We start from the raw sequence: 20,102 nt of genomic DNA, 5'->3' as shown, positions 1-20,102 counted from the left end.
AACGAAAGATGTGCCACCCACTTTCTAATGATTAATATTTTGTTAAAATCCAGATCGTTGCCGAGATCGTTCGCAGAGTGAACCGGCGGCTTCCAGATTTGCACCTCATTCTAATGCGTTTGCGGGGGCCAAATGCGTATCAACCGACTTTTCACCAAAGCCGGAACGCCGGCATATTGTGGTATTCGTTTTCGCCAGCACCAAAGCGAAGTGCGCACAAAAGGCGGCAAGGTTCTGTCGCGGCAGTCGGCATCGGAAGTGCCGGAGCGCTTTTCCCAGGTTGCCGCAGATGTGCTTTGCCAGAAATATTTCCGCAAGACAGGTGTTGCCGCCCGCCTAAAGAAAGTGCCCGAAGACGGTGTTCCGGCTTGGCTGCAGCGATCGATTCCCGACGAGGAAGCACTCCGGTCCCTTCCCGAGGATACGCGCTTCGGGCCGGAGACCTCAGCGCGGCAGGTCTTTGACAGGCTTGCCGGAGCCTGGACCTACTGGGGCTGGAAGACCGGCACCTTTGACAGCGAAGACGATGCTTCTGCCTTCTTCGACGAGATGCGCATCATGATGGCGCTTCAGGCCGCCGCTCCGAACTCGCCGCAATGGTTCAACACCGGCCTCTTCTGGGCCTATGGCATAGAAGGCGCCGCGCAGGGCCACTGGCATGGCGATCCCGTCTCTGGCGAAGTCATCCCCTCCCGCACCGCCTATGAGCATCCTCAGGTCCACGGCAGCGTCATCCTCTCGGTGGAGGATGATCTGGTCAATGAGAACGGCATCATGGACCTGTGGGTCCGGGAGGCACGGCTCTTCAAATATGGCTCCGGAACCGGCTCCAATTTTTCACGCCTGCGCGGTGCCGGAGAGCCATTGGACCACGGCGGCCGTTCAGCCGGTCTCCTCTCCTTTCTCAAGGTTGGAGATGTGGCTGCCGGATCATTGAGACTTGGCAGTACGACCCGCGCCGCAGCCAAGATGGTCGTCGTGGATGCAGATCATCCGGATATTGAAGCCTTCATCGACTGGAAGGTGGCTGAGGAAGAAAAGGTTGCCGCGCTCGTCTCCGGCTCCCAGCTGGCCAGGCAGTGCCTCAATCGGATCATCTCACTGGTCAGGGCCATCAGCGGCCATCACTACACAGGCGAGCGGTTCAAGACGGAACTCGATGCAGCCATCCAGGAGGCGCGTGCCGCCCAGATCCCCGACAGTTTCATCGACAGAATCTTGCGCAGTGCCTCGCAGGGCCATGAGCTGCCTGAGCTGAAGACCTATGACATCAACTGGGATTCGGAAGCCTACCGCACCGTCTCCGGCCAGAATGCGAACAACTCGGTCCGCCTTCCGGACAGTTTCCTGCGGGCCCTGGAGACAGGCGGAGATTGGCACCTCGCTCCGCGACGTACGCAAGAAGCACAAGCCGGAGGGGGCGCATCATCAGCGCCGGAACGCTCTGGCAGCGGATTGCCCGCGCGGCCTGGACCTCGGCCGATCCTGGGCTGCAGTTCGATACCACCATAAACGGCTGGCACACGTGCCCGGCTTCGGGCCGCATCAATGGCTCGAACTCCTGTTCCGAATTCATGTTCGTGGACGACACGGCCTGCGTGCTCGCCTCCCTCAATCTCCTGGCATTCGTGCAGGAGGATGGTGAGATCTGTCTTGAACGGTTCCGCCATGCGGTGCGGCTATGGACGGTCAGCCTTGATATCTCCACGACGATGGCGCAGTACCCGTCCCGCGCCGTGGCGCATAACACACTGCGGCACCGGCCGCTGGGGCTCGGGTTTGCAAATCTGGGCGGGCTCATCATGTCCCTTGGCCTGCCCTATGACAGCCCCGGTGCGCGCAGCCTTGCAGCCGCGCTCACCGCCGTGCTGACGGGCACGGCCTATGAGACATCGGCGGAGCTTGCCAGAGATCTGGGGCCTTTCCCTGCCCTGGCAGAAAACCGGCAACCCATGGAGCGGGTGCTGCAAAACCATGCGGCCTGCGCCAAAGGTGAGAGCGATCCAGCCCGGTTTGATGGCCTGTGCCGGCCGCCCTACTCTGCCGGTTTTAATCTCTGTCCTAGCCGGGCTCTTGCCGCAGCTGCAGCCACGGCCTTTGACCGGGCGCTCGAGCTTGGCAGAAGCTTCGGCTGGCGCAATGCACAGGTTTCGCTGCTTGCCCCGACCGGAACCACAGGACTGGTGATGGACTGCAGCACGACGGGCATTGAGCCGGATTTTGCCCTGGTCAAGTTCAAGACACTGGCTGGTGGCGGCTTCTTCAAGATCATCAACGCCATGGTTCCGCTGGCTTTGCGCAGGCTCGGCTATGGCGAGGATGCCATCACCCGCATCGTGCAGCATATCGTCGGTCACGGGTCGCTCAGGAACGCGCCAGGTATCAATCTGGACAGTCTGCGCCAGCGGGGCCTGACCGAAGACTGTCTGGCCCGGATAGAGGCTGCGGTGCAGGGCGCGAGCCACATCCGCGATGCTGCCAGCCAGTGGGTGACTGGCCCGCAGGAGCTGACAAGCTGCCTCGGGATTGCGCCTGCAGAAATGGAGCAGCCGGGCTTCGACCTCCTGAACTGGCTGGGCTATCTGCCGGAGGAGATCGAAGCTGCCAACGCCTCGCGCCTGCGGCGTGCTGACCATTGAGGGCGCTGCAGATCTGCATCCACAGCATCTGCCGGTCTTTGACTGCGCGACACCGTGCGGGCCCAGGGGCGTGCGTGCTCTGAGCCTGGAGGGACACCTGACGATAATGGCTGCCGTGCAGCCCTTCCTCTCCGGCGCGATCTCCAAGACAGTCAACATGCCGCGCGACGCCTCAGTTGCCGATTGCTCAGCAGCGTTTCTCAAGGCTTGGGAGCTGGGCCTCAAGGCCATCGCAATCTACCGGGACGGCTCAAAGCTGTCACAACCGTTGTCGGCAGGGAGCCTGGAGAAGCTACCAGCCGTCAACACAGGCAGCAGCAAGGCAAAACAGGCGGAGATTCCGGAAGAAGCGAAAGGCCAGCCCGCAAAGGATCAGGCAGCCTCTGCTGCCCCCCATCTTCATCGCGCTCGCCCGTCAATGCCTGAGCGAGTTCGATATAGAGTTTGCCAGGCAGCGGCGGCGCAAAGAGATAGCCTTGTGCCGCCGTCACGCCCAATTCACGCAACCGCTCCACCTGCTCGACCTTCTCCACGCCTTCGGCGATGATGCCCATGCCGAGGTTGTCGGCAAGTTCCACCATCGAATCCACAATCGTGGTTGAGCTGTCATCCGTCCCGATGGCATCAATGAACATCTTGTCGATCTTGATGATGTCGATGCCCAGTTTTTGCAGATAGGCCATGCCGCCATGGCCTGTGCCAACGTCATCCAGTGCCACACGCACGCCAAGGGCCTGGATCTCGGCAATCAGCTTGCGGGCCAGTTCCAGATCTTCCAGCGGCATGCGCTCGGTCACTTCCACCACCAGCTGCTGATAGGCGATTGCGGAATTGCCGTAGATTTCCTTGATGTCGTCAATGATCCGCCGGTCATTGAAGTGCCCCGCAAACAGATTGATCGAGAGCTTCAGGTCCGGGTTTTCCGAATAGAGCGGCCCAACCTCCCGGACGGTCTCACGCATCAAGATGCGGGTCATCTCAAAGATGTGCCCGGTGCTTTCGGCATAAGGCATGAACTGCGCGGGCGGGATCAGGTTGCCATCCCGGTTGCGCCAGCGCATCAGCACCTCGCAGCCGCGCAGGCTTCCTGTCTCGATATCCATGACCGGCTGATAGTAGGGAATGAACTCCTTGCGCCGGATGGCGGCGGCGAACTCGTCATCCGCATCCTTGTCGGGCCGCCAGGAGAACCAGACGCCAATTGCGATGAATATGACGGCCAGCCCTGCGCAGACCACGGCCACCATCATCTTCAACCCGGCCACCAGACTGATGGCAGCAGAGCGCGGCACCGCGATGACGGATTTGAGCGGATAGCGGTCCGAGCGCACCTCAACCGACAGGATCTCGTCACTTTCCAGAAGCTCGGAGCTGAAGCCGCCGGTCGAGAACCAGGGCACATCGTTGCCAAGGCGCAGTTCTGCACGCCGGAAGGCCCGCAGATATTCTGGCCCCGGATCAATCGCAATCGCTGCCGGTGATATCTCGGCAAACAGGCGGGTGGAATTCATCAGGTCCCAGCTGACGATCGCAACATGAGTGCCCAGGAACTGGACCCCCATGACGCCGATACCCACCAGAGGTGCATCCTGCTTGGCAGCTGGAAGGATCGCCTCACCGTTGATCTGGCCATCTGGAACGACACACATGCGCACGCCGTTGCGGTCGACAAGGCCAATGCGCTGCAGGAAGCCAAGCTGCCCGACGGCCGCCAGGAGCATCTGCCGGTCCTCGCGCGAGCAGCTTGTGGCAGAGCTGCGTTCAAGGCGCTGCAGCGTCGTCACCGCGTCATTGATTGCGAATTCGCCGCGCATCACATAGCGATTGGCCATCGCCTCCAGTTCAGTGCGAGCGTTGGTAATGGCATAGTTGTCGAGGACAAAATTGGCTGCGACAAGGGGTGCCAGCGCCAGCATCAAGGCGACGCAGACAGCCCTGATAAAGATCATGTAGCGTCGTGTCATTGCGCGGCCTGATTCCCGAGGGGTTCTGACCACAATGGTACAGGCCAGTAAAAAGAACTGAACACTCCTTATGCGGCCGTATGTGCCGGGCGCATCGGATATACTGCCGGGAGGCGGACACTATGAAGGCACTTTTCATCGGGCAGGCCTATATCGACATCACGTTCCTAGCCGATCAGATCCCAACTGGAGATGAAAAAGCCATCGCACAGGACTATGCCGTCAGCTTCGGTGGCAATGCGGTCACGGCCGCCTTCTGTTGTGCAAAACTTGGAATTGCGCCCGATCTTCTGTGCTCGCTTGCCGATGACTGGCTCGCGCGGATGTTCCTCGACATGGCCGCGCGCTATGGCATCTCCGTGCATGGGCGCAAGGTGCGCGAGTCGTCCCTGTCCTTCATCATGCCGCACGACGGCAAGCGCGCCATTGTACGCTGCCGCGACAATGACTTCCTGCATCCTTTCCCGCCGCTGAACCTCAACGGTTGCAAGGCGCTGCATCTGGACGGGCACATGCCCGATGCCGCGCTCCACTATGCAAGGGCATGCCGGGAAGCAGGCATCCTCACCTCGCTCGATGGCGGTGCCGTGCGGCAGAACACCGACGAGCTTCTGCATTTCATCGACGTGCCCATCGTCTCCGAGCGGTTCTGCGAGCAGCTGAACCTCGATATTCCCGGCACCCTCGCCTACCTTCGCGCCCATGGCTGTCCCGTGGGCGGTGTCACCGCCGGGCACCGCGGACTTTACTGGTACGAGGGCGAAGGCCCGGTGCAGCACATGCCCTCCCTCGCCGTGCCGAAGGAAAAGGTTGTCGACACCAACGGTGCCGGTGACACCTTCCACGGTGCCTATGTGGCTGCCTATCTGCAGAACCCGCAAGGATGCTGGGAAGACCACTTCCGTTTCGCCCGCGCCGCCTCTGCCCACGCCATCCAGCACCTCGGCAATGAGGCAAGCATGCCAACCCGCGAAGAAGTCCTCGCCGCCATGGCCACCTGGCCGGAGCGGGCAGCGTAAAACTCGAAAACCTCTCCGGAGCACACTGCTCTATGTTTCGGAGAGGCCTATAGCCAAACCAGGTATCGAAGTTTTTTGGCAGCGGAAGGCCTCGTCTGCTTCCATTTTTCATGGCCAAGTTTTATTTTCTGCTTGCGATATTTAAATAAAAATCGCAAGGGCATTGCATTTAATGCAATATCAGCGCATATTGTTTTTGCTGATTTGATTGATATGGCTTTGCGATGCAAATGCCTTGCTGTGTTTTCTCAAATTCCGGTGTCTGGACGCGCCTTGTACGCATTCGGAAGAACCGGCTTCGGGACCGGAACATTTTTCTGCGCTGACCACGGATGTACTGGCAGACAGACGGCGTTCCGGTCTGGAATGGCACTCTCCAATCTGGCATCCGGGCCGTCCGGAAGCCCTGCCTTCAAATAAACAATCTGCTCTGTGACCCGGGCGGCTGCCGGGCCGGCTCTTGTGATCTGCACATGTGACGCACATTCCAGTGAGACAGGGTTGACGCCAGTCTTTGGGGAACTGCGCAGCTGAAAGCTCATGCGGACGCGGAGCCACGCCATGCGGCAAGCATGCAGTCAAGGCTCGAGGCTTCAACGTCTCATTCAGCTTCCGGCGAGCTTGGCTTACCGGGAAGCCTTCAAGCCCGCCGCCAATCGTCAGCCCCGAAGCGGGCGCACAGAATCGCAGTCGCCGACCCGAAGATAAAGGCACCTCCTGCCGCCGGACTTCTTGGAATAGCCGCCACTGCCGTTCCAGATCACCTGACAAAGGACCCATCGACCCATGACTTCCCCTGCCCGTCCCCGCCGCCCTGCGCCGCGTCCCGTCAGCCATGACGTACCGGCCTATCTCTACAAGGTCGGGCAGGATGTCCGGCTGAACGGCGGCTCCATGGAGCGGCTGCACGCCACTGGCGTCTACCGCATCACCGGCCGTCTGCCCATCGAGGGCGACACCCCGAAATACCGCATCCGCAGCGAGGACGAACGTCACGAGCGGGTGGCCTCACAGGACACGCTCGTTCCGGCAGGCCCGTCCTCCGGCAGCGCAGACAGCTCTCTTCTCGAAAGGACATTCCGTCATGGCTAAGGGTCAGAAACGCAGCACGCGCGAAATCAGAAAGCCGAAGCAGGACAAGACCGCCGCAAAGGCAGCCCCCGTCCCCTTCGCCAACAGCAACAAGCCCGGCACCAGCCCCTTCCCGAAACTGGGTGCCAGCAAGAACTGAGCTTGATTGGGCGGGGCAGGATCAGACGCCGTCCCGTCCAGCGGCTCCCGGCATTTCGACGGGGCCAGGCAGCTCGCAGCCAGCATGCATTTCAGGCGCTGCACGGCTTTGCACCAGGCGCGCTTACAGAAGGTCGTGCCATGGCCTGAAACTGGCCATTTTTTCACGGGAACAGCCTGATAGCGCGGTATCCCGCAACTGGAGCAGGCCTTCCGGCAGTTACTGAAGCTGCACCCCGCCAAGGATATAATCGTCAATCTTTGGCTCTAACAGGAAGATAGCGCCTGATTGCGCACGCCCCGCGTCTCACCCGGAAGCTCACACAAACTCACCGGCGCCGCGAGATACAGACCAGCGCAATCATGCCTGACGCCGATATGCCTGTGCCGGCGTTCCTTAAAGCCTGGCCCCATCCAGAACCGGACGCCCCCTTTCACTGCGCTGCATCGGCTTCAAGAAATGCTGACAGGCAACAGGCCACACCACTGGCAGCCACATTCAAAGCTTGCGGCCGCCAGTGCAGGCAGACATATCCTGCCAGAACCGCCATTCAGACAGACTTCCAGCATGCTCGAAGATGAGCCGGTTCAGAATTGCGATGCGTCGAGGATGTGAAATGGCCGTCGTGCCTGGGCATGCGTGCGGGCTGCCACATCCTGAATGCGCTCACGCATGACATCGAATGCCGCAAGGTAGCTGGCTGTCGTGTCGAGCCTCGATCTGCTGAGGCTTTCGATGACCCGGTAGGGGATGGAAAAGCGAATTTCCGTCACGCCTTCATGTCCGGAAAAAGCAATCCTGCCAGAATCCGGGTCCGCGACCCGCATGCGATTTGGAAATGACAGTGTCATGTCTGGTGTCCTCCGGTTGCCATAGGTCTGAAGATACGTCTCCCAGCTGCCTGCGGCACTCACATGGATCAGCCCTACGCAGAACAGCATGGCTTCGGCAGGACACCGTTGTCCGGATTCCGGCAGCCCAAAGAACCGGAGAATGGACGATGTTGGATTGTCACCTGCCGCCGGCTACACACGCCGGACAGAGTTACCGCTGTTGATGATCTTGATGATTAGACGAGACACGGCTTTTCCCAGCTCTTCCTCTTCAGGCGTTCCGACCGTAGCTTCATGAGCGGCTGCAGCATCCGTCAGAACGCCAATTATCTCGGATTCCGGCAGCACCTTGGCGTCATTCAGCGCCAGCAGAAGCGATTCACAGATGGCCAGAGCAGCTGTCCCGGCGACATCAGGTGGTATCAGCATGGAATATTCCCTTTCTTCGGGATCCACGGACAGTTGCCAAGCCTTGCAGAGCCCGTCTTCAGCTTGCCAGAATGGCACATAATCTCAGGGAAAAACTGACTTGAAGCAGTATTGCGCTTCTCAATTCAGTCTAGATTTCATTTCATGATCTCCCACGCAAAACGGAATGGCTCCGGGGTGCATTGCTGATGAACAGGTTTCTTTCTGCCCGGCCACCAGGAACTGGCCTGCAAAACCCTGCGGCAAAATCACCGCTGGCACGCAAGCTGGCTGCCTATGTTGTCCTGTCGGACACGGAACTTGAAATTCTGGCAGAATTCGAAAAGCGCAAACGGCGCTTTTCGCAAGGTCACGATCTTATTTACGAAGGTCAGGGCAACCAGAGCGCCTATATCCTCTCGGACGGCTGGGCCTGTTCATACAAGCTGCTGCCCAACGGAAGCCGACAGATCGTGGACTTTCAGATTCCAGGCGACTTTCTGGGACTGCGCTCGATGCTTCTGAGGACGGCAGACCATAATGTCGAACCGGTGACGGTTATCGAAGCATCCGAGATCACATCCGAAGACCTGATCGAGGCATTCTCGGCAACGCCGCGCCTTGCAACCGCCATTCTCTGGGCAACGTCGCGCGATGAGGCCATGGTGGTCGAGCATCTAGTGAATCTCGGGCGCCGGGACGCGGCGCAAAGAACAGTGCATTGCCTGCTGGAACTTGGGATGCGGTTGCGGCTTGTTGGCATTGGCACAGCATCGGGCTATGCCTGCCCTTTGTCTCAGTATCTTCTTGCTGACGCCCTTGGTCTCAGTGCTGTCCATGTCAATCGCGTCTTGCGGCAATTGCGTGAAGATGGCCTGCTGACATTCCAGAAGGGCAAGGTCGAGTTCCTGGATCTTGAACGGCTCATCGGGTTTGCGGATTTCGACCGCACCTATCTCGATCAAGAAGGCCCTATCCTTACCTGAACTGCGCCCCGGACTGCCGCGATATCCGGGACGGTTGCCTTCGTCAGGTCAGCGCCCGGCAGGCCGCATTATGCGCGTTCAATGTGCCGGTTCTGTTTCTTGTGCTCTTGCTTTTCTCGGCAACCTGAGAGCTGCCGCCCGCCGCAGGTTTTGCTGCGGCGTCAGAAAGCGGCAAATCCCATGCAGCTTTAACGGTCTTTCTCTGCGCGTCTGCAATCCGGAACTTGTTCAGGTCCATCACGTCATACTCTCCCTACGGCTTCGTCTGCAGACCTCCAAACAGCTGGCACAGACGCAGAAGCGTTCACACCATCATTCATCCGGAGGTCTGCAGAATTCCTGAGACCGAAAACCAACATGAGACCCGCTAAATTTCCTGAGTATATATTTTCGCTCCATTTAACGGGGCTTTACCGAGAAGATCATTCGGAAAATGATTCAAAATCTCATCAATAACTTTCACGAATTGCATCCTTCGCCTTACCGTAAGCCTTCTGAATTCTACCTTCCTCCTTCCTTCGCTTTCCTTTCATCTCCAGCGAGGCGTCGCCAGTCAGCTTGCCAGTGCTTTCCTTGATTGCGCCCTCTGTCTGCTTGACGGCACCCTTGATGCGGTTCTTGTCCATGATTCAATGTCCTTTTGCTTGCAGGCAATTTGCCGGCACCGCGCCGCAATGTGGGGCAGATCAAACCAGTTCAGATGCGGGCGGAAGCGCATCTTCACCCGCCGCAACTTCCTTCGCCCTAACCTGTATCAATGCTCATGACCAATCCTATCCAGAGCTGCAATCCGGAAAAATTTCGCCTTATGCAGGCGCACTGATCCAGGTAAGTGCGGCTCCACCTCAACCCGGTCATGACTTCTTTTCAGCAGTGAATTGCAGGTCTGCTAGCGGCCTTTTGACGGCCTTTGGTCCTTTTCCGGGCCTGCCCGTCAACGCATGGACCTGCGGACACAACACGGGAGAAGCTTGATGTCATTGATCAATCTGATCGTAACTCTTGTTGTCGTCGGCATCGGGCTCTGGGCGATCAACACCTATGTGCCGATGGACCGGAAGATCAAATCGATCCTGAATGTTGTGGTCGTCATTGTTGTTGTCCTGTGGCTCATGCGCGGCTTCGGACTACTGGGCGATATCGGATCCATCCGGCTTTGAAGTCGCCGCCTGGCATTGATGAACCTGTTTCAGAGCAAAACTGAAACGCTGCAAAACGCGCTGGCCCGGCCGAAGTGCGCAAGGGCATTCGTCGTGCGGGGCGGAAAAGCCGCCCGGAAAGGACCATCATGGAGTGGGATCTGATCGAACACAAATGGAAGTCAATGACACGCCTTGTAAGGCCCGACTGGCCGGGCCCTGCCTGCAGTGCATCACCTCCACCGCCGCCGGATGCTCAGGACCATTCGCTGCCCTCCGTCAACGGAAGACCAGCAGGAACGGTGGAACAGGTTGCGCGGCCTGACCTGCCGCAGTTCAAGTGACTGCCGGCCAGACAGGATTGCGGTGGTGCGCCCTGTTTGAACGGATAACCGGCACCAAGACCCCGGTCGCAACGCCCTGGCAGGACACAGCAGCCATCCGCTCGGAGCTTTTCGGCACCGAGCGGCTTGAGCACCATGCGCTCACGCTTGCGATGGCTCAGACCGTTACGGATCAGCCCGCCCAGGGCGGGCGAGAACTGGCCAGACGCGTCAGTGAAAACGCCAGTTTCCTGCTCGGAGCCTACAAGGCATGTGCGCAAAACCTGCAAGAAGGGCGCGCAATTTCGCCGGCAGCAGAATGGCTTCTGGACAATTTTCATCTCGTCGAAGAGCAATTCCGCCAGGTCGCAGACGATCTGCCTCATGACTATTACAGGCAATTGCCCAAACTGTCGGCCGGTCCCTTCGCAGGTTATCCAAGGGTGCTGGGTCTGGCATGGGCCTATGTCGCGCATACTGACAGCCTGCTGTGCAGTCCTGTCCTCGCACTGTTCGTCAAGTCCTATCAAAAGGTCAGCCCTCTGACCATCGGCGAGCTCTGGGCCGTGGCAATCACCTTGCGCATCGTCCTCATCGAGAACATGCGGCGTCTTGCGCAGGAGATCACCCGGGGCAGCGACCTGCGCAAGACGGCAGATGACATCGTCGACCGGATCTGGGCCGCAAGACGCAACGGATCACAAGCGACTGTGCGTGAGTTCCTGTCTGCAACAGCCGCACTTGAGGGCGCCCCCTTGATGAGATCATAGCCGCCCAGATCGCAAAGCGTCTCCGTGGTTTTGACCCGGCAGAAACCCCATTGCATGCGTGGCTGGAGGATAGGCTCCGTAATCAGGGATCATCCATTGAGACCGTGGTCCAAAACGCCCAGCTGCGGCAAGGAGCCACCAGCGTCACGATGCGAAATATCGTGACCAGCATGCGCCTGGCATCGGAAATGGACTGGGCCAGCTTTGTAGAGGATGTCAGCCTTATCGACGAAGGCCTGCGGGCCAGAACCGGCTTTGCCGGAATGGATTTTGCCACGCGGAACGCCTATCGCACGGCAATCGAGGTTCTGTCACGCAGATCGCCCCTGAGCGAGATCGAAGTCGCCACCGCAGCGCTTGATTTCACCGCACAGCACGGGAGCGGTGAAGCTGGCGACCCCGGCCCTGCCCTGATCGGGACAAGGCGCAGGGAATTCGAAAAGACAGTAGGCTTCAGGCCTTCTCTCCCAGTGCGGCTGGGCCGGATGCTGGCAAGGCTTGGCCTTGCCGGCTATCTGGGCTCCATTGCGCTGGCAACAGCAGGCGTTCTTGCTGCCGCACTCTGGGCCGCCGGCGCGAGCGGGCTGGCCGTCTTGGTGCTCGCGGTCACGGGCCTTGCTGCCGCCTCCGAGGCAGGAACGGCACTCGTCAATCTGGCAGTCACCCGGACCGTCCGGCCAAAGCTCTTGCCGGGCCTTGACCTGACAGCAGGCATTCCGCCGCATCTGCGCACTCTCATTGCCGTGCCAGTGCTGCTTTCTCACAAGAGCGATCTGCTGGATCAAATCGGGCGGCTGGAAGTGCATCACCTGTCTAGCCCCGGCGGAGCTCTGCATTTTGCGCTCCTGTCCGATGGTCCGGATGCGAAGACATGCACGGTTCCACAGGATGCGGAGCTGATCGCGGAAGCGGAGGCCGGAATAAAGCGGCTGAATGCACTTTACCCATCCAGCGACGGCGACCGTTTTTTCCTGCTGCACCGCCGCCGCCTCTGGAACCAGCAAGAAGGCGTCTGGATGGGATGGGAGCGCAAGCGGGGAAAGCTTGAGGAACTAAACAGACTGCTGCGAGGCGGAACCGGTACAAGCTTCCTGCCGGGCGCCTCCGTGCCGCAGGATGTCCGGTTCGTCATCACCCTCGACGCGGACACGCGCCTGTTGCGGGACACAGTGGCCAGCCTGATCGGCAAGATGGCGCATCCCATGAACCGTTCCGTCCTTGATCCTGTCCAGCGGCGGGTCACGGCGGGCTATGGCATATTGCAGCCAGGCGTCACGCCAGCCCTTCCTGCCGGTACGCACGGTTCCCTGTTCCAGCAGGTCTTTTCCAGTCCGGGCGGGATAGATCCTTATGCCAGCGCCACTTCAAACGTCTATCAGGATCTGTTCGGCGAAGGTTCCTTCACCGGAAAGGGGATCTATGATGTGGATGCCTTTACAAGCAGTCTGGCCAGACGGGTGCCTGAAAACACAATGCTCAGCCACGACCTGTTCGAGGGGATTTTTGCCCGCGCCGGACTTGCTTCGGATATCGAGCTCGTTGAAGACTTTCCGGTGCGCTACGATGCAGCAATCCGGCGTCAGCACCGGTGGGCACGCGGAGACTGGCAGCTTCTGCCCTGGCTGCTTGGGATAGGCAGGGGCAGAGACAGCACCGTACCGGCCATCGGCCGCTGGAAGATGACCGATAATCTGCGCCGGGCGGTCGTCGCTCCATTTTCGCTGGCCTCGCTGTTTGCAGGCTGGCTGCTTCCGTTGCCTGCCGCAATTGCCTGGAATGCTGCGATACTGACCATGCTGGCAGTGCCGCATCTGACAGGCCTGCCGTTTGCCATCCTGCCGGGACGCGCCGGGATCACGTCACGCAGTCACTTTGGTGCCCTGCGGCAAGATTCTCGCACCGCTGTCCTGCAGATTGCGCTGAGTACCGCGTTTCTTGCCGATGCCGCATGGCAAATGACGGATGCCTGCGGCCGTACACTCGTCCGGCTTGGACTAACCCGGAAGCACCTCCTGCAATGGGTGACAGCCGCCGCTTCCAGTGCCGGTGAGCGCCCGGGATATGCAGTGCAATACCGCAACATGGCGGGCGGGCTGGCACTTGGACTTGGCGCAAGCGGCACCGCTCTCGCCTTCAATCCACCGGCGTGGCCGGCCGTGGTCCTGTTCGCACTTGCGTGGCTGGCTGCTCCAGTACTTGCCTACCGTGTCAGCTGCCCGTTTGTTCCCCCTCCGGAAGTCCCGCCCTCCCCTGACGATGCACTTGCATTGCGCCTCATCGCGCGCAGGACGTGGCGTTATTTCGAGACATTCGTGACCCCGGCAGACAATTTTCTTCCACCCGACAATTTCCAGGAGACGCCGGAACCTACCGTCTTTCACCGCACCTCACCTACCAACATCGGGCTTTACCTTCTGTCGGTCACCGCCGCGCGCGACTTTGGCTGGATCGGTCAGACAGCAGCCATCGTCAGGCTCGAACAGACCCTGCAATCGATCAAGCGGCTTCCCCAGTTCAGAGGGCATCTTTTCAACTGGTACGAAACGCGCGAATTGCGTGTTCTCGATCCCGCTTACGTGTCTTCAGTCGACAGCGGCAATCTCGCTGGTCATCTGATCGCGGTGGCTCAAGCCTGCCGGGAATGGCGCACGGTCCCTCTCACCGCCACCAGCAGGCATGCAGGGGCTGCCGATGCTCTGACACTGGCACGGCTGGCTTTGACGGCGAAAGTGCCCGGTCTTGCGGCGCTGCTGGACCGGCTGGCCGCAGGCAACGCCGCCCGGCATCCATTCGAGGACCTGCTGCCGCTTGCCCGCGAAGCGGCAGATATGGCGCTCGCCGGTACAGGGCCGGATCACGAGCTTGTGTTCTGGTGCTGCGCGGCAAGGGACTGTATCGCCGGACACCTGGAGGATGGCAAGGAAACCGGCTCCGCAAGGCTTCATGCGCTTGAAGAGCTTTTCCGCCGCCTCGCCATGGATATGGATTTCCGTTTCCTGCTCGATCCGGAAAAGAAGCTGCTTTCCATTGGTTTTTCCGTCTCCACTAACAGTCTCGACCCCAGCTGCTATGATCTTCTTGCGTCCGAAGCGAGGCTGGCCAGCCTCTTTGCCATTGCAAAGGGGGATGTGGAAACACGGCACTGGTTCCGGCTTGGCAGGGCCGCAACGCCTGCCGGCGCAAGTTCGGCGCTGATTTCCTGGTCAGGCAGCATGTTCGAATACCTCATGCCATCACTGGTCATGCGCGCGCCTTCAGGGTCCGTGCTGGAACAGACCAGCCGCCTGATCGTGGCTCGTCAGCAAGACTATGGGCATGCAAACGCCATCCCCTGGGGTATCTCGGAATCGTCCTTCAATTCCCGCGATCTGGAAATGACGTACCAATACTCGAACTTCGGAGTGCCGGGGCTGGGATTGAAGCGGGGCTTGAGTGCAAACCGGGTAGTCGCACCTTACGCCACAGCGCTTGCCGCCATGGTCGATTCAACGGCTGCGCTGAGGAATTTCGGGCGGCTGGCGGCCATCGGCGCGCAAGGGCGCTACGGCTTCTACGAGGCGGTGGACTTCACCCCTTCACGCCTGCCCGCTGGGGCCCATCATGCCATCGTCCGCAGTTTCATGGCGCATCATCAGGGCATGACAATTACCGCCATCACCAACACGCTTCAGAATGGACGCCTGCGCACACGGTTTCACTCCGAGCCGGTCATCCAGGCGGCTGAACTGCTGTTGCAGGAGCGGATGCCGCGCGATGCAAGATCCGCTCAGCCGCGTGCCGGAGATGTGCCTGTTACGGCACAGAACACCTCAGGCGCTCCTGCCGCACGCTATTTCGATGCGCCAGGGAACGGTCCCTCCACCGGCCACATGCTGTCGAATGGCAGTTATGGAGTGATGCTGACCCCGACCGGCGGCGGCTACAGTTGCTGGCGCGGCCTTGCCATCACCCGCTGGCCGGCCGATCCGGCACAATCGACCCTTGGTTCCTTCATCTTCGCGCGGGATGTGAAGTCTGGCGGATTGTGGTCCGCAGCAATCCAGCCGACAGGCGCTGATCCGGATCGCCATTCTGCTACCTTCAGTGAGCATCAAGCATCATTTGTCCACAAGGGCCGGCGGTTGAGCACTCTTACTGAAGTGGTGGTCTCGGCCGAAGACGATGCAGAAGCCCGCTGCGTCACGCTGACAAACACCGGCCGGCACGCTCGTGAGATCGAGCTGACATCCTACAACGAGCTGGTGCTGGCACCGGCCGCAGCCGATCTGGCGCATCCCGCGTTTTCCAAGCTCTTCGTGGTGACCGGCTTCCTGCCTGAACTGGGGGTGGTCATCGCAACCCGGCGCCGGCGTGATCCCGGCGACCCCGAGGTCTGGAGCGCGCATATCGCCGTGACCGAAGGAAAGGAGACAGCCCCCTTCAGCATGAGACAGATAGGGCGCGGTTTATCGGCCGGGGCCGGAGCATCAGGGACGCGGCAATGGCGGGCGCGCCGCTGTCCGGCACCACCGGCGCCGTGCTCGACCCGATATTCTCGATCCGCCGCCGCATCACAGTGCCACCTGGCGGCATGGCGCGCGTCACCTTCTGGACACTGGCAGCCAGCACGCCGGAAGCCCTTCTGGATCTGGTTGACCGCCACCGAGACCCATCCGCCTTCGAACGTGCCGCAACCTTGTCCTGGACACAGGCGCAGGTGCAGTTGCGCCATCTGGGCGTGACACCGGCAGCCGCAGCAGATTTCCAGCGCCTCGGCGGCATGATCCTGCGGGGTGATGCAAGCCTGAGGGCAACCCGCAGCCAGATCGAGGCCGGGCTGGGGCCGCGTTCCGGGCTGTGGCCCCTCGGCATATCCGGTGATCTGCCGATCGTCCTGTTCCAGATCAGCGAAACCGAAGACGTTGCTGCCCTTCACGAAATTCTGGCCGCACATGAATACCTGCGGATGCGGCAACTGGATTTCGATCTGGTCATCATGAACGAGCATGGGCCATCCTACTATCAGGACATGCAGGCTGTTATCGATGACGCCGTCCGCTCGGCACAGGCCCGTCCCCGCAGCGGCAGGAACGATGGCCCCGCCCATGGTGCCATCCACACGTTGCGCACCACCCTGGTCTCGCCCGGCGCCCATGCCATGCTGCTGGCCGCTGCGCATGTGGTTCTTATCGCCGGCAGGGGCAGCATTGGCGCCCAGATCGATGCACTGGCACCTGGGACGGAGCGCCCCTTGCTCCGTTCATTCAAAGGCGGGGTGGCAGAAGAGGCGACCGCAGTTCCAACACCGGAACTGGAGTTCTTCAATGGCCTCGGTGGTTTTGCCGAAGACGGCCGGGAGTATGTGACGGTCCTGCGCCATGGGCAAACCACCCCTGCCCCCTGGATCAACGTGATCGCCAATCCCTCTTTCGGTTTTCAGGTCTCAGCCGAAGGCAGCGGTCATGTCTGGTCCGGCAACAGCCGGGAAAACCAGCTGACAGGATGGTCAAACGACCCGGTCTGCGACCCCTCAAGCGAAGCGCTCTACCTTTATGATCTCGATAGTGGCGCGCTCTGGACTCCAACCGCGCTGCCGGTCCGGGGCAACGGCACCTACATTGCACGGCACGGTTTCGGCTACAGCCGCTTTGAACATGCAGAGCGCGGGATTGAAGCAGACATGTTGCAGTTCGTGCCGGTGGATGACCCGGTCAAGATCACCTGGCTGACCTTGCGCAACACCGGCAAAAGCGTGCGCAGGCTCTCTGTCACTGCCTATGCAGAATGGGTACTTGGCACGTCCCGCAGCACAACGGCAGCCGGCATCGTGACCATGAAGGACCCGGAAACCGGCGCAATCCTTGCGCGCAATCCCTATACCACCGGATTTACGGACAGGGTGGCCTTTGCTGACCTGGGCAGCGGAACAGCGAGCCTGACCGCAGACCGGAATGAAGTTCTCGGCAAAGACGGGGATATGGCCGCCCCGGCCGGCATTGGAGCGGCGCCATTCTCGGGGCGCACCGGCCCGGCACTCGATCCCTGTGCCGCATTGCAGCGTCTGGTGACGCTGGAGCCGGGCGGAACAGCGACCGTAGTCTTCCTGCTTGGGCAGGCCGAAACGGAACAGGCCGCACGCAGCTTGATCCTGCGGCACCGCAGCAACGATCCGGCCCAAACCCTGAGCATCGTCCGCCAGCACTGGAGCGATCTTCTGACCTCCATTCAGGTCACATCGCCGGATCGTTCCATGGACATCCTGCTGAACGGTTGGCTGCTTTATCAAACGCTGGCCTGCCGGATCTGGGCGCGATCGGGCTTCTATCAGGCAAGCGGCGCCTATGGCTTTCGCGACCAGTTGCAGGACGGCATGTCCCTGAATGCGCTGCGCCCGGAACTTACGCGCGCCCATATTCTGCGTGCGGCAGGCCGGCAGTTTCCGGAGGGCGATGTCCAGCACTGGTGGCTGCCTCATACCGGGCAAGGCGTCCGCACGCGGATTTCGGATGACCGGGTCTGGCTGGGCTACTGCGCCGCCCAATATGCCAGCGTAACCGGTGACATTGCGATCTTTGACGAACAGATCCCCTTCCTCGAAGGCCCTCCCCTGCAGCCTGATGCGCATGACGCGTTTTTCCAGCCAGCCGTTTCCGAGTCCACCGCCAGCCTGTTCGAGCATTGCGCACGCGGCTTGGACCTGGCCATCGAGCTGACAGGCACCAATGGCATGCCCCTGATCGGCTCAGGCGACTGGAACGACGGCATGAACCGGGTTGGTGCGCAGGGCAAGGGCACCAGCGTCTGGCTGGGGTGGCTTCTGATTGCAGCCATCGACCGGATGGCACCGTTTGCCGGCGAACGCGACCCTGCCCGCGCAGCGCGCTGGCGCCACCATCGCACTGCCTTGCTACAGGCGATTGAGCGGGACGGCTGGGATGGGGCATGGTACCGGCGCGGCACATTCGACGACGGCACGCACCTGGGCTCGGCCGCGTCAGACGAGTGCCAGATCGACAGCATCGCCCAATCCTGGGCAGTCCTGTCCGGTGCCGCCAACCCGCAGCGCGCGGCCACCGCCATGGCCAGCATGACCCAACGTCTGGTCCAGCCCGGACCGGGCCTCGCCCTGCTGTTCACTCCGCCCTTCGACAGCACACCGAAGGATCCCGGCTACATCAAGGGCTATCCGCCGGGCCTGCGCGAAAATGGCGGCCAGTACAGCCATGCAGCAATGTGGGCCATCCTGGCACAATGCGGGCTGGGCAACGGAGATGCGGCAAGTGAACTTTTCGCGCTCGTCAACCCGGTCAACCATACGCTGACCCCTGAAGCGGTTGAACGCTACAAGGGCGAACCCTATGCCGTGGCCGCTGACGTCTACGCCAATCCCCAGCACACGGGCCGCGGCGGCTGGACATGGTATACCGGCTCGGCTGCGTGGATGCACCGTGCCGGCATCGAAGGTATTCTGGGGCTGACATGGTCAGGACCGGATCTGTTGCTGAACCCCTGCTTTCCCAAACAGTGGCCACAGCTGAAAGCGGTTGTCCGCCTCAGGGAAAGCTCCCTCACGATCACAATAGACAACCCCAACCAGACCGGCCACGGCATCCAGTCGGCAAGGTTGAATGGCGAAGCCCTGACGGTTGCCGGGCAGAAGCTCCGGATCCCCATGCCGAAGGGCGTGCACAGCCTGGACGTCACCATGACCTGAACTGTGAGCACAGGGAACATGGCCCCACGAGGACCCTCCCCATCAAAGGGCTGCAAGGGCCCATGCCGGTCAGGCTGCCGTGGCGTCTCAGCTTAAAAGAGCTGCCCGGGTATTGCTTTAAATCGGCCTTTTGATTTCCCCACCCCAGCTTTTTTCAATACATCACGGGCTATTGCATCGTCTCAACGGCATTGAAGAAAATGTTCAAGTCCGTCGATCCCGAGGGGGCCTTCGTGGCCTGCCTGTTCAGGGCCTTGATGGCACTTAGGATCTTGGAAGTGATCACTATGGGCGAGACCCGTTACAGGGGACGCATATGCTGGTCGCTGCCCGCAGGTAGGTATTGATACATGCCGAGGGAATTCTTTCAGCGGGTTACAGCGTGCCGGGCGTAGTTCGGATACGCCCGGATATGCAAAAGTCACTCCCGCCCGGTAATTTGAATCCCAGCCAGATTGCCGATCTGACGCGGTTTTCCTTCCTTCGGCGCCGAAGACCGGCCCACGGGCCACCAGAATCTTACGGCGTTGATTTGAAAAGGAAAATCACACGATCTTTTGTGCAGTTTCGGTATCTATTGAGGTCGATCGGTTCTCAGGCCCCATCTTCGGCGGCATGGATAAATCCCGTTACGAACAAAGAATGTACCGTCACGCTTTCGTCAGGCAGCGGTCGGCCCAGCGTGATCCGACAGCAGTTTTCGCGCAATCACCATGGCTTCGTCACGTGACGAGGCAAGCATCATTGGGTAACCCCAGAACTTCGCGAAGGTGATGCCGAACGCCTTGAACGCAAGGCGCTTGGCCGCGCTCGGCTCGACGATGATCATCGCCAGCACGAGCTTGCGCAGGCCAGCCTTGTTCTTCTTCATCCACAACGCGGTGCGCTTTCTTTCCTCCTGCGAATGCTCATGCTCTTCGCTCGGGACGGAATCCGACAGCACCACGAACGGCTCTCCCCGCTTTAGATTTTCTTCAAACGACGCGAAGTCATCATCGTGATCATGATCGGGGGCGTCTGCATAGCTCATCCAGACGAAGGGAAAATTTGAGTTGTCCATTGGCATGGGTTGCGTCCTTTGTCGGTAATTCAGGCAG

General features: G+C 60.5%; 15 protein-coding genes and 2 pseudogenes. 11 read left to right on the top strand and 6 right to left on the bottom strand.

Annotated elements, in window-relative coordinates; translation table 11 throughout:
• The first annotated feature begins 210 nt into the window (after window positions 1-210).
• The 3 genes and pseudogenes from ACQB61_RS08025 to ACQB61_RS08015 all read left to right on the top strand — a co-directional run.
• Complete coding sequence (locus tag ACQB61_RS08025; RefSeq protein ID WP_430512206.1) at window positions 211-1,512, top strand: hypothetical protein; 1,302 nt, start codon at window positions 211-213, stop codon at window positions 1,510-1,512.
• Window positions 1,425-2,639 (top strand): hypothetical protein, encoded by a 1,215-nt coding sequence (locus ACQB61_RS08020; RefSeq protein WP_430514326.1) that lies wholly within the window; start codon window positions 1,425-1,427, stop codon window positions 2,637-2,639. The genes ACQB61_RS08025 and ACQB61_RS08020 overlap by 88 nt, the downstream gene beginning before the upstream one ends.
• A pseudogene (locus tag ACQB61_RS08015) lies at window positions 2,626-2,820 on the top strand (hypothetical protein); the annotation flags it as partial. The gene ACQB61_RS08020 and the pseudogene ACQB61_RS08015, both read left to right, overlap by 14 nt.
• A 121-nt stretch (window positions 2,821-2,941) precedes the next feature.
• Here the strand turns inward: ACQB61_RS08015 and ACQB61_RS08010 are convergent.
• The gene (locus tag ACQB61_RS08010; RefSeq protein ID WP_430512205.1) at window positions 2,942-4,603 is read right to left on the bottom strand and encodes an EAL domain-containing protein; all 1,662 of its coding nucleotides are present in this window, start codon (window positions 4,601-4,603) and stop codon (window positions 2,942-2,944) included.
• A 122-nt stretch (window positions 4,604-4,725) separates the two neighbouring features.
• On the opposite strand from ACQB61_RS08010, the gene ACQB61_RS08005 reads away from it, so the two are divergent.
• From ACQB61_RS08005 to ACQB61_RS07995, 3 genes are all read left to right on the top strand, one after another.
• A complete protein-coding gene (locus ACQB61_RS08005) occupies window positions 4,726-5,622 on the top strand; it encodes a sugar kinase (RefSeq protein ID WP_430512204.1) in 897 nt (298 codons plus the stop codon).
• A 786-nt stretch (window positions 5,623-6,408) separates the two neighbouring features.
• On the top strand, window positions 6,409-6,714 hold the full coding sequence (locus tag ACQB61_RS08000) for a hypothetical protein (RefSeq protein ID WP_430512203.1): 306 nt from the start codon (window positions 6,409-6,411) through the stop codon (window positions 6,712-6,714).
• Window positions 6,707-6,853 (top strand): hypothetical protein, encoded by a 147-nt coding sequence (locus tag ACQB61_RS07995; protein ID WP_430512202.1) that lies wholly within the window; start codon window positions 6,707-6,709, stop codon window positions 6,851-6,853. The genes ACQB61_RS08000 and ACQB61_RS07995 overlap by 8 nt, the downstream gene beginning before the upstream one ends.
• Window positions 6,854-7,440: 587 nt before the next feature.
• Here ACQB61_RS07995 and ACQB61_RS07990 read toward each other — a convergent pair.
• Window positions 7,441-7,704, bottom strand: a complete 264-nt coding sequence (locus tag ACQB61_RS07990; RefSeq protein WP_430512201.1) for a DUF1488 family protein — start codon at window positions 7,702-7,704, stop codon at window positions 7,441-7,443.
• Window positions 7,705-7,878: 174 nt separating this feature from the next.
• Window positions 7,879-8,142 carry a hypothetical protein gene (locus ACQB61_RS07985; RefSeq protein WP_430512200.1) on the bottom strand — a complete coding sequence of 88 codons (264 nt, stop codon included), beginning with the start codon at window positions 8,140-8,142 and terminating at the stop codon, window positions 7,879-7,881.
• Between the two features lie 161 nt (window positions 8,143-8,303).
• Between ACQB61_RS07985 and ACQB61_RS07980 the strand changes: the two genes are divergently transcribed.
• Window positions 8,304-9,080: a Crp/Fnr family transcriptional regulator gene (locus ACQB61_RS07980; protein WP_430512199.1), complete on the top strand. Its 777-nt coding sequence runs from the start codon at window positions 8,304-8,306 to the stop codon at window positions 9,078-9,080.
• Window positions 9,081-9,123: 43 nt separating this feature from the next.
• Here the strand turns inward: ACQB61_RS07980 and ACQB61_RS07975 are convergent, their stop codons facing one another.
• The gene (locus tag ACQB61_RS07975) at window positions 9,124-9,321 is read right to left on the bottom strand and encodes a hypothetical protein (protein ID WP_430512198.1); all 198 of its coding nucleotides are present in this window, start codon (window positions 9,319-9,321) and stop codon (window positions 9,124-9,126) included.
• A 208-nt stretch (window positions 9,322-9,529) separates the two neighbouring features.
• Window positions 9,530-9,706 (bottom strand): CsbD family protein, encoded by a 177-nt coding sequence (locus ACQB61_RS07970; RefSeq protein ID WP_430512197.1) that lies wholly within the window; start codon window positions 9,704-9,706, stop codon window positions 9,530-9,532.
• Window positions 9,707-10,054: 348 nt separating this feature from the next.
• On the opposite strand from ACQB61_RS07970, the gene ACQB61_RS07965 reads away from it, so the two are divergent.
• The 4 genes and pseudogenes from ACQB61_RS07965 (at window position 10,055) to ACQB61_RS07950 (ending at window position 19,005) form a co-directional block, all read left to right on the top strand.
• Entirely contained in the window at window positions 10,055-10,240 is a 186-nt protein-coding gene (locus ACQB61_RS07965) for a Thivi_2564 family membrane protein (RefSeq protein WP_430512196.1), read from the top strand.
• 319 nt (window positions 10,241-10,559) lie between these two features.
• Window positions 10,560-11,312, top strand: a complete 753-nt coding sequence (locus ACQB61_RS07960) for a hypothetical protein (protein ID WP_430512195.1) — start codon at window positions 10,560-10,562, stop codon at window positions 11,310-11,312.
• Between the two features lie 149 nt (window positions 11,313-11,461).
• Window positions 11,462-15,646, top strand: a pseudogene (locus ACQB61_RS07955) (glucoamylase family protein); the annotation flags it as partial.
• A 38-nt stretch (window positions 15,647-15,684) separates the two neighbouring features.
• A complete protein-coding gene (locus tag ACQB61_RS07950; RefSeq protein WP_430514325.1) occupies window positions 15,685-19,005 on the top strand; it encodes a GH36-type glycosyl hydrolase domain-containing protein in 3,321 nt (1,106 codons plus the stop codon).
• A 661-nt stretch (window positions 19,006-19,666) separates the two neighbouring features.
• Here the strand turns inward: ACQB61_RS07950 and ACQB61_RS07945 are convergent.
• Window positions 19,667-20,071 (bottom strand): hypothetical protein, encoded by a 405-nt coding sequence (locus tag ACQB61_RS07945; RefSeq protein WP_430512194.1) that lies wholly within the window; start codon window positions 20,069-20,071, stop codon window positions 19,667-19,669.
• Window positions 20,072-20,102: the final 31 nt, after the last annotated feature.

Origin of the sequence: Pannonibacter phragmitetus, from assembly GCF_050510895.1 — a bacterium.
In the GTDB taxonomy this organism is placed as follows: domain Bacteria; phylum Pseudomonadota; class Alphaproteobacteria; order Rhizobiales; family Stappiaceae; genus Pannonibacter; species Pannonibacter phragmitetus_B.
The sequence above is the reverse complement of the archived record's forward strand: the minus strand, read 5'-3'. Positions and strand labels throughout refer to the sequence as shown.